At 62.0% G+C, this 13,383-nt stretch carries 15 protein-coding genes; 4 read left to right on the top strand and 11 right to left on the bottom strand.

Going from position 1 to position 13,383, the window contains the following annotated elements:
- Nucleotides 1–33 precede the first annotated feature (33 nt).
- Nucleotides 34–471, bottom strand: a complete 438-nt coding sequence (locus tag BVER_RS03740) for a hypothetical protein (protein WP_157055918.1) — start codon at nucleotides 469–471, stop codon at nucleotides 34–36.
- A gap of 269 nt (nucleotides 472–740) precedes the next feature.
- On the opposite strand from BVER_RS03740, the gene BVER_RS03735 reads away from it, so the two are divergent.
- Nucleotides 741–1,580, top strand: coding sequence for a class I SAM-dependent methyltransferase (locus BVER_RS03735; protein ID WP_050452139.1), 840 nt, complete (start codon nucleotides 741–743; stop codon nucleotides 1,578–1,580).
- A 405-nt stretch (nucleotides 1,581–1,985) separates the two neighbouring features.
- The gene (locus BVER_RS03730; protein ID WP_050452158.1) at nucleotides 1,986–2,567 is read left to right on the top strand and encodes a hypothetical protein; all 582 of its coding nucleotides are present in this window, start codon (nucleotides 1,986–1,988) and stop codon (nucleotides 2,565–2,567) included.
- Between the two features lie 24 nt (nucleotides 2,568–2,591).
- Here the strand turns inward: BVER_RS03730 and BVER_RS03725 are convergent, their stop codons facing one another.
- Both BVER_RS03725 and BVER_RS03720 read right to left on the bottom strand, forming a co-directional pair.
- On the bottom strand, nucleotides 2,592–3,203 hold the full coding sequence (locus BVER_RS03725; RefSeq protein ID WP_050452138.1) for a hypothetical protein: 612 nt from the start codon (nucleotides 3,201–3,203) through the stop codon (nucleotides 2,592–2,594).
- A 123-nt stretch (nucleotides 3,204–3,326) separates the two neighbouring features.
- Entirely contained in the window at nucleotides 3,327–4,244 is a 918-nt protein-coding gene (locus tag BVER_RS03720; RefSeq protein ID WP_050452137.1) for a LysR family transcriptional regulator, read from the bottom strand.
- A 165-nt stretch (nucleotides 4,245–4,409) separates the two neighbouring features.
- Between BVER_RS03720 and BVER_RS03715 the strand changes: the two genes are divergently transcribed.
- Nucleotides 4,410–5,183 (top strand): SDR family oxidoreductase, encoded by a 774-nt coding sequence (locus BVER_RS03715; RefSeq protein WP_050452136.1) that lies wholly within the window; start codon nucleotides 4,410–4,412, stop codon nucleotides 5,181–5,183.
- Here the strand turns inward: BVER_RS03715 and BVER_RS03710 are convergent.
- The 4 genes from BVER_RS03710 to BVER_RS03700 are packed head-to-tail and all read right to left on the bottom strand — an operon-like array spanning nucleotide 5,158 to nucleotide 9,080.
- The gene (locus BVER_RS03710; RefSeq protein WP_050452135.1) at nucleotides 5,158–6,522 is read right to left on the bottom strand and encodes a class-II fumarase/aspartase family protein; all 1,365 of its coding nucleotides are present in this window, start codon (nucleotides 6,520–6,522) and stop codon (nucleotides 5,158–5,160) included. The two genes, BVER_RS03715 and BVER_RS03710, sit on opposite strands and share 26 nt — an antisense overlap.
- Before the next feature lie 19 nt (nucleotides 6,523–6,541).
- Nucleotides 6,542–7,708 (bottom strand): enolase C-terminal domain-like protein, encoded by a 1,167-nt coding sequence (locus BVER_RS03705; RefSeq protein WP_050452134.1) that lies wholly within the window; start codon nucleotides 7,706–7,708, stop codon nucleotides 6,542–6,544.
- A gap of 23 nt (nucleotides 7,709–7,731) precedes the next feature.
- On the bottom strand, nucleotides 7,732–8,088 hold the full coding sequence (locus BVER_RS35100; RefSeq protein ID WP_269750741.1) for a cation:dicarboxylate symporter family transporter: 357 nt from the start codon (nucleotides 8,086–8,088) through the stop codon (nucleotides 7,732–7,734).
- Nucleotides 8,007–9,080: a cation:dicarboxylate symporter family transporter gene (locus BVER_RS03700; protein WP_198155151.1), complete on the bottom strand. Its 1,074-nt coding sequence runs from the start codon at nucleotides 9,078–9,080 to the stop codon at nucleotides 8,007–8,009. The genes BVER_RS35100 and BVER_RS03700 overlap by 82 nt, the downstream gene beginning before the upstream one ends.
- A 239-nt stretch (nucleotides 9,081–9,319) precedes the next feature.
- On the opposite strand from BVER_RS03700, the gene BVER_RS03695 reads away from it, so the two are divergent.
- Nucleotides 9,320–10,045, top strand: a complete 726-nt coding sequence (locus BVER_RS03695) for a GntR family transcriptional regulator (protein ID WP_050452133.1) — start codon at nucleotides 9,320–9,322, stop codon at nucleotides 10,043–10,045.
- On the opposite strand, the gene BVER_RS03690 is transcribed toward BVER_RS03695, so the two are convergent.
- From BVER_RS03690 to BVER_RS35090, 4 genes are read right to left on the bottom strand one after another with little or no spacing between them, the layout of a single operon-like run.
- Nucleotides 10,029–11,366, bottom strand: coding sequence for an MFS transporter (locus BVER_RS03690; RefSeq protein WP_050452132.1), 1,338 nt, complete (start codon nucleotides 11,364–11,366; stop codon nucleotides 10,029–10,031). The genes BVER_RS03695 and BVER_RS03690 overlap by 17 nt on opposite strands.
- A gap of 45 nt (nucleotides 11,367–11,411) precedes the next feature.
- Nucleotides 11,412–12,257, bottom strand: a complete 846-nt coding sequence (locus BVER_RS03685; RefSeq protein ID WP_050452157.1) for a sugar phosphate isomerase/epimerase family protein — start codon at nucleotides 12,255–12,257, stop codon at nucleotides 11,412–11,414.
- 20 nt (nucleotides 12,258–12,277) lie between these two features.
- The gene (locus BVER_RS35095; protein WP_269750740.1) at nucleotides 12,278–12,661 is read right to left on the bottom strand and encodes a phytanoyl-CoA dioxygenase family protein; all 384 of its coding nucleotides are present in this window, start codon (nucleotides 12,659–12,661) and stop codon (nucleotides 12,278–12,280) included.
- Nucleotides 12,662–12,693: 32 nt separating this feature from the next.
- Complete coding sequence (locus BVER_RS35090) at nucleotides 12,694–13,176, bottom strand: phytanoyl-CoA dioxygenase family protein (RefSeq protein WP_269750739.1); 483 nt, start codon at nucleotides 13,174–13,176, stop codon at nucleotides 12,694–12,696.
- Nucleotides 13,177–13,383: the final 207 nt, after the last annotated feature.

The following is a 13,383-nucleotide window of genomic DNA, read 5'->3' as shown; positions in this document are numbered from 1 at the left end:
CGTACGAATCTTCCCTGGCGAACCGAACCCGCTTTAACGCGGATTGATCTGCTTGACGATATCCGACGCAATAGCGCGTGTCTGCTTGTCCGATGTCGGCGCGAACATGCCCTGCCATGCCGACGACGACGTGTTGTAGTTGCGTTCGCCGAATACCCGCCCGCTTTGCAGATCGCGGAATGCCACGCGTGCCTGAATAAAGGCGTTGCCGGTCATGATGCCCAGCGTATAACGTGCGCCGAGCGCAACGAAATGGAAGTCTTCCACGTAGACATCGACCACCGTGCCCGCGCCGGTGCGCGAGCTGCGTTTGACGGTTTCATCGACGAAAGTGGAACTGGCATCTTGCGATGCGCCTTCGAGCGCTTCGCGCCACTCGGTCTGCACGCGCGGCCAGTCCGATGCCGTCGTCGCAACCTTCGATCCGTTCATGCGCAACACGATGGTATGCGTGGCCGACGGCGGAACCACGATGCCGGTCTCCGCCGTCTTTTCCGTTGTCGAGTTTGTGTTCTGCGTTTGCAGTGTGGCAGCACATCCGCTCAAGAGAATAGCGGCGCTGGCGAGCGTCAGAGACGCGAAATGAAGTATGCGCATGTTCGAGTTTTTGGTTGGAGGCGCGTCACAGTATATGCGTTTTGTAAGGCAGGCTCATGGCGCCTGACCCCGAGACTTTGTTCTCCTGTCTCTATCGCGACATCTATCATGAATTTGTAGGCTTATCGACAGGAGACACGATCATGGACTCGCCTGCTCCGGCGCAGCACGCATACAAGCTCGGTCACTCGGCAACCGAAGTTCGACGGCTCGAACTGCAGGCACGTTATATCGGCGGTTTTACCGAAGACATACTGAAACGCGCGAGACTCGTGTCCGGCATGCGCGTGCTGGACCTCGGCTGCGGCATCGGCGATGTCTCGTTTCTGGCGGCATCGCTCGTCGGTCCGATGGGCGATGTGCGTGGCATCGACGCCGCGCCCGGCGCAATCGACATCGCGCGTCAGCGGGCCGCGAGTGCAGGCATGACATCCGTGCACTTCGATGTCGCCGGCGTGATGGACTTCGATTTCAGCAACGTCGACGCCATTATTGGCCGGCTTATCCTCCTACATATTCCCGATCCCGTGCAGCTGCTCGCGCGTGTCGCATCGACGGCTTCGCCGGGCACGCTCGTGGTCTTTCATGAGCTCGACATGAGCACGGCGCGCTCGGTGCCCGAGTCGCCGCTATGCACGAAGGGACTGCGTCTGCTGATCGAGACATTCAGGCGTGCGGGCATCGATCCCGATATAGGGTCGAAGCTATTCACGCTGTTCCGCCAGGCAGGCCTTCCCGATCCCGACATGCTGTTGGCCGCGCGTATCGAAGGCGGTCCCGATGCCTTCGCCTATCAATACCTCGCCGATACGCTGCGCACGCTCATGCCGCTCGCACAACACCTCGGCATTGCCGATGCTGACAGTATCGACATCGATACGCTGACGACTCGCTTGCGCGATGAAATCGTTTCGCTCGACGGCGTCATGCAGCCGCCCGCTTACCTCGGCGCATGGGCACGCGTGGCTCATTCCCGGCGTTAGTAAAACGTTCGCGCTTCTTTAAGCACTTATTATACATACCGAAACTGTCTGGATGCGCTGCGCGTTGTGAACTACACTTCGTCGTGCTACGCAGACTTTTATTGCACAGCCGACTTACAAAGTCATATCGTCGCGGACTTCGGCGCTCCTCTTGCGCGCGCGTCCCGCCACCGGGCTGCAAACAACTGCCTGGTGAATCGCTAGCCGTTTTCGCCCGGCTTCGGTCGCTTACCGATGTTCTCCGGGTCACGCTGATACCACTCGTTCTCGACCGGCGCGCATGAAAGCGCCGGGCTTCGCCATGCCTGCTCCTTTCCCTCTGGCTCGAGCGTTCGACGCGGCCGGTCAGGTACGACTGCATCCGCCATGCGCCGCGTTCGAGCCGCTTGCAAAAAGGTGAACGTGATGATCAAGCAATTACGCGCCGCATCGACGCTGGCTGTCGCGCTTCTCTCTCTAAGCGGCGCTGCCCACGCCGATGGCCGATGCACCAACGAGACCTTACGAGGCGCGTTCGGATTCATCGGCCACGGAACGATTCTCGGCCTGATAGCCGACGACGGAACGGTCCATACTATAAGCCCGCCATCCCTGCTCGATGACGTGGCCCTGATCACATTCGACGGAATAGGGCATTTCACCCGCACGGATTTCGGCATGATCGCCGGACTGCCGAAAGGCGGAAAGACCACGTTCAATCCGGCGCAGAGCGGCACCTACTCCGTGAACTCCGACTGCACCGGCACGATGAAAATCGTCTATGAAGCAGGCGGCGCTATGCCGGCCGGCGTCGAGACCGATCTGAACATGGTCATTGCCGCCGACGGCACGCTGATCGAATCCGTCGTGTATCGCGCCGTCACCGCTGGAGGCAAAAGCGGCGACAACATGGTGATGTGCCCGCCGAATTGCCTGCAAGGCATGCAGGAAAGTTTCGAAGGAAAGAAGGTCTCCGTATTCCGTTCCGGCAACGACCGTTGGCGGTAGGAGACCTGCCGAGAGCCGTTCGACTCACAGCGGATGCGCCGATGTCAGCACGTGATCCTCGCGCATACGCGCGGCGATCGCGAGTCCCATGTCTTGCGCACGTTTGTCCATGCCTTCCGTCAGAAAATCCATGCCCACCCTGACGACCGAACTGATCTGCTCGCGATAGAACGGCCGCATTTCCACACGCGTATTCGTCCGGGAATGATCGCGCTCGTCGGGGACATAGGACGCGTTGACATCGGAGAGCGTGAGTTGCCAGACGGCTTCGGCCTCGCCTCTATTGGTCGTCGTGACGCGCGTGGCCTTGACCAGCATGATCTGCGTCGCGTGCGACGACATGATCGTGCGCGGCAAGGCGCGCGCATCCGTTTCCGAGTCGATCTGCAGCAGCGTCACCGGAATGGGCGCCGACGCGTCTCTCAGCGTCGCGCCCAGCGTGCTGGCGAAATCGTGACCATTGCGCATGCGCGATGCCTGGCGGAACAGCGTATCGTCGACGACGATCAGAAGACTGCCGACGGGCGTCGGCTGCTGCCGCTTATAGCCCACGGTGCGCACCTCGGGGCCGCCCGCGCAGCCCGCGACGAGGGATGCAGCAATGAGCAGCATCGCCAGAATGGTGCTTCGTTTCATTGTGATTCCCGGTTTACTTTTTATTTACACCGCCACGCAAAAGCGCGACGAACACATCGAACAATGTGGTTATCGGCACGCGGCAAGTAATCTGCATAGGGAAATCGAAAGAAAAGTGCGATATCAGGCGCTTTCGCTGCCCTCCATCACCCGCGCGCTCAACACCGCGTCGAGCCAGTCGGCGAACACCTTCACCCGTCGCGAAAGATGTTGCCGATGCGGATAAAGCAACGTCATCGGCATCGGCGCCGCGCGATGATCCGGCATCACTTCGACCAATTCGCCGCTACGCAGATGATCCCGCACGTCATACGCCGGAATCTGGATCAAACCAAGGCCCGACAGACAGCAGGCGATATACGCCTCGGCGCTGTTGACGGTCACGCGTCCCTGCGTCGTCATGGCGCGCGCGGTGTCGCCGTCGGCCCATTCCCAAGGCGCGATACGACCGGTCGACGGCGACGCATACTGAACGACCTGATGATCGCGCAAATCGGCAGGCGTAAGCGGCACGCCGTATTGCGACAGATACTTAGGACTCGCAACATTGACCAGATGCAACTCTCCGATTGGCCGCGCGATCATGCCGGAATCGTGCAACTTGCCGACGCGCACCACGCAATCGACGCGCTCTTCGATCAGGTCGATCGCGCGATCCGTGAGGCCAAGCGTGATGTCGATCTTCGGATAAGCCGCGAGAAAGTGCGGCAGTTCAGGCGCGATGACCAGCCGCCCCACGCGCCCCGGCACATTGACGCGCAACACGCCACTCGGACCGACCGACGTCTGCCGGAACAGATTCTCGGTTTCCTCGACATCGGCGATCAGGCGCAGGCATCGCTCGTAGAGGGCTTCGCCATCGTGCGTCGCCGATACCTTGCGCGTGGTCCGATGCAGCAATTGCGCGCCGATCCGCCCTTCCAATTCCTGAATGGCTGCGGACACCGACGAGCGCGGCATGCCGAGCGTATCGGCGGCGCGGGTGAAATTCGCGCATTCCACCACGCGCGCGAACACGCAAAACAACTCGATGCGATCCATGAATGACTCTCGCTTTGCCGATATCGACGAAGACTTGGCCGATGCGTCGTTGTTCGGGTTTTCTGACCAGTGAAGTCAGAAACGCGGGATTGTCGGCATTTTTCCAGAATATATTATCGACGACGTTGGAGGCTGCATGAGGCGGCCTCGCCACTGGGGACGGGCATGGCAAACCACAGCATCGAGGGCAAGACGGTCATCATCGCGGGCGGCGCGAAAAATTTGGGCGGGCTGATCGCGAAGGATCTCGCGAAACATGGCGCGAAAGCGGTTGCGATCCACTACAACAGCGCGAGCTCAAAAGCCGCAGCCGACGCAACGCTCGCCGCGATCGAGGCAGCAGGCGCGAAGGCCGTGGCGTTTCAAGCCGATCTGACGTCGGCGGGCGCGGTCGAAAAGCTGTTCGCGGATGTCACGGCGGCCGTCGGGCGACCGGATATCGCCATCAATACCGTGGGCAAAGTTCTGAAGAAACCGTTCGTCGATATCACCGAAGCCGAGTACGACGAGATGACGGCGGTGAATGCCAAGACCGCGTTTTTCTTTCTCAAGGAAGCGGGCAAGCACGTTAACGATAACGGTAAGATCGTGACGCTCGTGACCTCGCTCCTCGGCGCCTTCACGCCGTTTTATGCGGCCTACGCGGGCACCAAAGCGCTGGTCGAACACTTCACGCGTGCGGCGGCGAAGGAGTTCGGTGCGCGCGGGATATCGGTGACGGCAGTCGGTCCGGGCCCGATGGATACGCCCTTCTTCTATCCCGACGAAGGCGAGGACGCCGTCGCGTATCACAAGACCGCGGCGGCGCTGTCGGCGTTCTCCAAGACCGGCTTGACCGATATTCAGGATGTCGTACCATTTATCCGGCTGCTGGTCAGCGACGGCTGGTGGGTCACGGGCCAGACCATCCTGATCAACGGCGGCTATACGACGAAGTAGCATCGGCCACGCGCCGCGCCATGTGCGCGGCCGCGCCGAGATAATTGGCCGGATCCGTCAGCGATCGCAGTTGCGCATCGTCGAGACGATCGCGAATCTGCGCGTTTTCGCTGAGCACGTCATACAGCGTGCGGTCGTTTTCGATCGCGACGCGGCACGCATCGTAGACGACATCGTGTGCATGCTGACGGCCGATGGCCGGCGCGAGTCCCATCATCACCGCTTCGGCGACGATCAAACCGCCCGTGAGATCGAGATTGCGCCGCATCCGTTCGCTATCGACATGCAGACCGCGCAACATGAAATTCGCCTGATGCAGCGCGCTCGCGATCAGCAGAAAACTCTCCGGCACTGCGCTCCATTCGAGATGCCACGGACCGGTCGCGCGCTCGAAATCGTGCATCGTCGCGTCGAGCATCAGCGCCGCGCGTTCGCGCAGCATCTTGGCCGCTGCGAACATCAGTTCGCTCGAAATGGGATTGCGCTTCTTCGGCATGGTCGAACTCGCGCCTCGTCCGGGCACGAAGGGTTCCGCCACTTCGCCGAACTCGGATGCGGCCATCATCATCACGTCGAGCGCGATCTTGCCGAGCGCACCGCCGATGTTCGCCAGCAGCGACACCAGTTCGCATAGTCCGTCGCGCGCGACATGCCAGGTGATCTCCGGATCGCGCAGGCCGAGTTCTTGCGCGAACAGCTTGCGCGTTTCGAGCGCGCGTTCGTGATTGCCGAGCGATGCCAGCGTGCCCGCCGCGCCGCCGAATTCCACCATCAACGCGCGCGCTTTGGCCTGCGCGAGCCGTTCGGCGTGACGATTCAACGCCGACAACCACACAGCGGCGCGAAAGCCGAACGTCACCGGCAACGCATGCTGCAAGTGCGTGCGACCGGCCGTCACCGTATCGGCATGTTTCGCGGCGAGTTCGCGCAAAGCCTCGCGCACATCGTCCAGTTGCTTCTCGACGATGGCGACGCATTGCGCGCATTGCAGCATCGTCGCCGTGTCCATGATGTCCTGTGTCGTCGCGCCCCAGTGCAGATAGCGCCCCGCTTCGCCGCACATCTCGCTGACCTGCTTCACGAGCGGCAGAATCGGATAACCGACGATCTCCGTCTCGTGCCGCAACTGGTCGAGATCGAGCTTGCCGAAATCCGCTTGCGCCGTGATGTCGCGCGCCGCTGTCTCGGGGATCAGACCGGTGCGTGCCTGCGCGCGCGCCAGCGCGGTCTCCGCGTCGATGCAGCGCCTGAGATAGGCCTCGTCGGAGAACACGTCGCGCATCTCGGGCGTGCCGAACATGTCGCGGAAAAGAACCGAGTCGAAAACTGTCGTTGCCATTGCGTATCCTTCGAATCGTTCAGTCAGCAAGACGCGCCAGCCACGGGCGCAGTCCGTCTTTTTCTTCGAGGCCGAAGCCCGGCGCATCGGTCGGACGCACGAGTCCGCCGCCGATGCCGCAACCCGACGCATAACCGCCGAACGGCTGGAACACGCCGGGATACGCCTCGCATCCGCCAAGTTCGAGGCCCACGGCGATATGCAGATTGATCAGATGCCCGCCATGCGGATGCACATCCACGCGACGGAATCCGCGCGCCTCCAGCATGTCGATCATTCGTGCGTATTCGGTGAGGCCGTAGGCGAGACCCGGGTCCATCTGGAAGTAATCCTTGCCCGCGCGCATGCCGCCGTACATCGCGAGATTCGTCACGTCTTGAAGCGAGAACAGGTTCTCGCCCGTCGCGATACGTCCCGCGAAGGCCTGCGCCACTTGCCGGTTCAGATCGAAGTCGAACGGATCGCCGATCTCCTCGTACCAGCGCAGATCGAACGGCGTGATGGCGTCTGCATAGGCGAGCGCGGTGTCGAGATCGAAGCGGCCGTTGGCATCGACTGCCAGACGCTGCCCTTCTTTCGCGACCGTCAGCGCCGCTTCGATGCGCTCGATATCCGTCTTGAGATCCGCGCCGCCGATCTTCATCTTGAACGAATCGAAGCCCATGTCGCGGTAACACGCGAACTCGTCGACCAGACGCTGCGTGCTGTCCTCTGGATAGTAGTAGCCGCCAGCCGCGTACACATTCACGCCGTCGCGCTTGCCCTGACGACCGTAGCGACGCGCGATGGTCACGTGCGCCGGTTCGTCCAGCAACTTCGCGTTCAAGTCCCACACGGCCAGTTCGATCGCGGCCGCCGCCGCCGCGCGATCGCCGTGGCCGCCGGGCTTTTCGTTGCGCATCACGGTCTTGAGCACGGCTTCAGGATCGAAGGCTTCGCCCGATGCATCCAGCAGGCTCTCGGGCTTCGCGGCCTGAAGGCGCGGAATCATGCGATCGCGCAAAATGCCGCCTTGCGCGAAGCGGCCGATGGAATCGAACGCATAGCCGGTGACGGGCTTGCCGTTGCGCACGACATCGGTTTCGAGCGCGACGAGCGAAATGGTGTGCTCCGAAAAGTTGACGAACACATTGGCGACATTGCCTTCGAGCGGAACGGTGATTTCCTTGACGGATGTGATACGCATCGCAATTTCCTTAATATGTCGAATCAAATAACCTTGCCGGGCGTGATGCCAAACACGCGCTGATATTCCGCGCGCGCGGCGCTTGCATCGAACTCGCCGGTCGACTTGGAGATGACCAGCGTGGCGACGCCGTTGCCCATCGCATTGCAGATGCAAACCGCCTGCGACGTGAATCGGTTGATGCCGAACAGGATCGTCAGACCTTCGAGCGGCAACATGCCGGATGCCGTAACCGTCGCCGCGAACACGATGAAGGTGCCGCCTGATACGGTCGCCGCGCCCTTGGACGTGATCAGCATCAACGCAAGCAAGCCGAGTTGCTGATGCAGATCGAGCGGCACGCCATACGCATTGGCGAGAAACAGCGTGCACAGCGACATATAGACCGATGTGCCGTCGAGATTGAACGCGTAACCCGTCGGCAGCACGAGACCCGCGTCGACTGTCGCGAGCAACCGAGCCGCTCGAGCTTTTCGAACAGACGCGGCAAGGCGCTTTCCGACGATGCCGTCGCGAACAGCAGGAAGATTTCGTCCTTGAAGTAGCGCAGAAAGCGGAAGATATTGAAGCCGTATAGCCGCAAGATGACGCCGAACACCACGACGATCACGAACCCCAGCGTCAGATACATCACCAGCAGCAGATAGCCGAGCGAGATCACCGCGTTCATGCCGCTGCTGCCGATCGCGAACGCAATCGAGCCGAACGCACCGAGCGGCGCGAACTTCATGATCACGTCGACGAACTTGAAGAAGCACTCCGACATGCGCGTGAGTCCGCCTTCGACGCTGGCGCGCGTGTCCTTCTTCAGCATCAGCAACGCGGCGCCGAAGCCGATCGAAATCACCAGCACCTGCAGCTGCGAACCATTGGCGAACGCGCCGACGAAGTTGTCGGGAAACAGCGTCAGCAGAAAGTGTTCGAACGATGCCGGTCCCGCCTTGCCGTATTGCGCGTGCGCGGCGGCCGCGGCTTCGGCGCTTTGCGTCAGATGCATGCCGCTGCCCACGCCCGACAGATTCGCGATGACCATGCTGATGGCGAGCGCCACCGTCGAGACGATTTCAAAATAGATCAGCGCGCGAAAACCGATGCGCCCGACGTTCTTCAGATCGCCAGCCGCCGCGATGCCGAGCACCACGTTCAGAAACACGAGCGGCGCGACGATCATCTTGATCAGGCGCAGAAAGATATCGCCGAGCACTTTCATGTCGACGGCGAGTTTCGGCGCGATAAACCCGAGCGCGATGCCCGCCACGATGCCCACGACAATCTGCACGCCGAGGCGCGCGTAGATTGGCGTCTTCTTGCGCTCGACCGATGGACCGGCGTCGGTATCGTGATGAGTCGCGCTTTCGCTATGAACAGCCATGCTTTCGTCTCCCGGATCGGCGGTGTTCGCCTTCGCGAACCCCGGTATAATATGTCCGTACTTTATTAATATGTACGGACTATATTGGCGATCGCACGATCCGGTCAACCTCGGGTTTACGCCCATGCGAACGATGCGCCGAGCGCCGGCGCGGCTTGGCAGCGCACGCGCGGATCGTTAGCATTAGCGCGCCGCGAGCGGACTGCGCGGCAACAAGCACGCAATGAGGACGCATTCACATGAAACCCCGCTACGCGGAACTGGCCGAGCAACTCATCCGCGCAATCGGCGACGGCACATTCGAAGTCGGCGCTTCGCTTCCGAGCGAAGTCGAGCTATCGGCTCAATACGGCGTGAGCCGCGCGACCGTGCGCTCCGCGCTGGAACGCGTGCAGGAACTCGGGCTGATTTCGCGGCGCAAGCGCGCGGGCATTCGCGTCGAGGCGAGCAAGCCGCGCGTGGCCTTCGAGCAGTCGATGTCCAGCATCGAAGATCTGATTCAGTTCGCGGTGGTGACGGAGCGGCACGTGCAGTCCGTCGCGGAGATATCGGCGAGTCCGGGGCTGGCCGCGCAATTGGGGGTGGAAACCGGATCGCGCTGGCTGCGCACCGAGATGCTGCGCGTCGATCAGGCCAAGCCGGACAGCCCGATCTGCTGGACCGATGTCTATCTGGAACCGCTGATCGGCGCGGGAATAAAGAAGGAGCTGCGCAACAGCTCCGGGTTGATCTGCGAGATGGTCGAGCAGCGCTTCGGCCGCGTGGTGCGCGAAGTGCGTCAGGAAATCCGCGCCACCGGCATTCCGGCGCGGCTTGCAAAACCGCTCGGCGCGGAAGTCGACGCGCATGCGCTCGAAATCACGCGTCATTACGTCGACGATCGCGGCGCGGTGTTCGAAGCGACGGTCAGCGTGTATCCGGCCGACCGCTTCACTTATGTGTTGCAGCTCAAACGCTACGATTGAGCCGCCGATCGACACACGTCATCGCGCGACCGCCGGCACCGCCACCTGCTCGCGATGCGGCCGCGCGCACAACACCAGCGCGCCGCCCATCAGCCCGCAGCATCCCAGCACCGAAAAACGCCAGTGCGAAATCGCTGCCCTTGCCCGACAGCATGCCGACCAGCACCGGCCCGAGAAATCCGCCGACCAGATTGCCGATCGCGCCGATCAGCGCCGTGCCGACGATCGCATCGGCGGCGGGCAGCAGTTCCGTCACGTAGACGAAGATCAGCGGCAGGAACATCTGCAGGAAGAAGCCCATCGCGGTGAAAAGCGTCATGCGCAGCGCGAGCGAAGAAGGCGGCACGTTGGCCGCGATCAGCAACAGCAATCCCGCAATCAGGATCGGCACGCCCGCGTGCAGACGCCACTCCTGATGCCGGTCCGAACTGCGCGTCGACACGAGAATGCCGACGATGCAGGCCGCCCACGGCAACGCCGACAGCACACCGACTTCCACCGGCCCGAGCTTGCCCGATGCGGCGATCGACGTCGGCAGCCAGAGCATGAATCCGTAGACGACGAGATTGATCAGCGAGAAACCGCCCGCGAGAAACCAGGTCGCCTTGAGCGAGATGACGCGGCGGATGCCCGAATGCTGCGTCACGCTCGTGAAGCTGGCCTGTTCTTCGGCGAGCGCGCGCGTGAGGCTTTGGTTCTGCGCATCCGACAGCCAGCGTGCCTCGGCGACGCCCTTCGGAATCATGAAGTACCAGACCACCGCCCAGATCCACGCGGGCAGGCCTTCGATGATCATCATCGCGCGCCAGTCGTGATGCGCGAGCAGCAGGCCCGAGACCGGTCCCGCCAGCAACGCGTCCAGCGGCGAACTGATGACCCAGAGCCCGAACGCGTTGCCGCGCTCCGAACGGACGAACCACGAAGCGGTCAGGCTCGCGGCCGAGGTCCAGACCGGCCCTTCCGCGATGCCGAGCACCAGCCGCACCGCGAGCAGTTCGTTCAGGTTCCGGACGAGACCTGTCGTCATCGCCGCCGCGCCCCAGCAGATCAGCGCCACCAGCACGACGCGGCGCGCGCCGAAACGCGAGACGAGCCAGCCGCCCGCCATGAAGGTGATGACATAGCCCCAGAAGAAGATGCCGCCCACCAGTCCCGCGTGCGTCGCGTCGATGCCGAGGTCGCGCCGGATCGACGGCAACGCGAGGCCGATGTTGGTGCGGTCGAAGTACGAGATCGTGTACATCAGGAAGATCACCAGCACGATCCTGACCCATCGCACGGAGTTCGACGAGCTCACGCTCGCAATGCCTGCTTCCTCCATGATTCGTCTCCAATATAGTGTTTGTGGGTGCTTCTCGCGTTTCAATCAGGCTGCTTTGCGTGCTTCGAGACCGGACCACATCTCCCGCACGAGGTCCTTCAACATCAGCGCTTCTTCCCAGCGATCCGAAAGCTCATATCCGTTGCGGTCCGTCATCGCGTATTCCTTCGGGCCGAGTTCGCAGAGGAAAGTGAGCACGGCGTCGTCCGGCGCGCGTTCGCGCCAGCGTTCGAAGCCGTATTGCCACCACGCTAAGAACAGGTCGAGCCATTCCCGGTGATGCGCGAAGCTGATCTGCACCTGGATCTGTTCGCGGCTCGCGACGCGTCCGTGAAAGCCCCAGCAGTTGTCGAGAATGCGGCGTATATGACGGTCGTCTTCCTCGCCGATCGGCCATGCGAACTCGCGGCCGACCACGTAATGCGAGATATCGCCGGTGAGGCGCAGGTCGGGAAAGCAGTCGAGCAGACGCAGCGTGAACAGCAGATCGGTGGTCATGCGATTGCGATGCGTCTCGATATGCACGGCCACGCCTGCATTGTGCGCGAGACGCCGCCAGCCTTCGATAAGCGAAATGCATTCTTCGATCGAATACGGCCGGACATCGGGCTGGAGGTTGATGTGATCGGCGCCGAGTTCCTGCACATGCTCGATGATCGGCTTCAGATCGTCGACGCTTTGCGGATAACACTGCGCCTGCCATGTTATGCCGTATTCCTTCAGCGTGCGCGTGACGTCGCGCGCGAAGGCGTAATCGAAGAAGCGCACGCCCGCGCCGTCGAAACCGGCGTCGCGGATCATGCGTAGCTGCACGTCGAGCGGCCACTCCTGTCCGTCCGGGCGACGCCGCTCCATCGCCCATAGCGACTGATACACCTTGACTTGTTGCATGCGATCTCCGGCTTGCTCGCTCACATGGTCGCGGCGGCGGGCGCAGCCGAGGTCGCGAAGAAGCGGTTCTTGAGCGACGACTGGTTCTCGTAGATCGATCCCTGACGCGGCGCGGGCGGCAGCGGCATGATGACCGGCACCGGTTCCACGCGCGGCGTGATGGTCGGCTCGCCCGCGATGATCCGCTCGTTGAAGGCGTCGAGCGAGCGTCCCTGACCGGGCCCGTCGATAAGCGGCCAGGCATCGGCGGCGGTGACTTCGTACAGCAGCAGACGGCGCGGCCTGTTCGACGTGTTCTCCGCCGAGCCGTGAACGGTGCGCGCGTGATGGATCGAGAACGAGCCCGCCTTGCCAGTGCACGGCACGGCTTTCGCGAAATCGACATCGCACAGCGCCGGGTCCATCGCGCCGCAGAAATAGCCTTCCGTGTGATGGCTCAGACGGGGCCCTTGTGGCTGCCCGGCAAAACCAGCAGCGGACCGTTCTCGATTTCGCAATCGTCGAGCATCACGCCGATGGCGAGCACGTCCTCGTTCGTGTGCGGATAGAACGCCCAGTCCTGATGCCATTCGACCGGATCGCCGACATGCGCTTCCTTCAGATTCAGCTTGGTGTTGCGCAAGCGCAGATTCGGCCCGAGCAGACTCTTGAGCGCGGCGATCAGTTGCGGATGCTTCAGCGCCTCCATGAACACCGGATCGACCACGACCGGATCCTTGATGCGCCGCACACGCGGACGTTCGGCGCTATGCGAGGGCGCGAGATCGAAGATCGCGTTCGATTCCTTCACCGAGCGCGATTGCTCGACGAGTTCGTCGGTGACTTGCCGCATGCGCTGCACGAGTTCCGGCGTGAATACATCGGTGACGATGACATAGCCGTCGTCGTGGTACTGCGCTATCTGGTCCTTCGTCAGCACGTTATGTCTCCTATTGGTGAGAGCGCTCCCATTTGACGCCACGCGAACTTTGGATTAACCAAAATTTCCGCATTGCATCAAGGATATACAGCGATGTGCGCGCTCCCATCCAAAATAGAAGGTATCGTTTCGAGTGTCAAGCGTGCACGATCCGGTCACGCACATCGTTTTCCCTAGCCGCCCAGCCATCGAGCATCATGAAAAGAA

This window comes from Candidatus Burkholderia verschuerenii, assembly GCF_001189365.1.
Taxonomy (GTDB): Bacteria; Pseudomonadota; Gammaproteobacteria; order Burkholderiales; family Burkholderiaceae; genus Caballeronia; species Caballeronia verschuerenii.
Note: the sequence above shows the minus strand (reverse complement) of the source record. Positions and strands in the feature narration are given on the sequence as shown.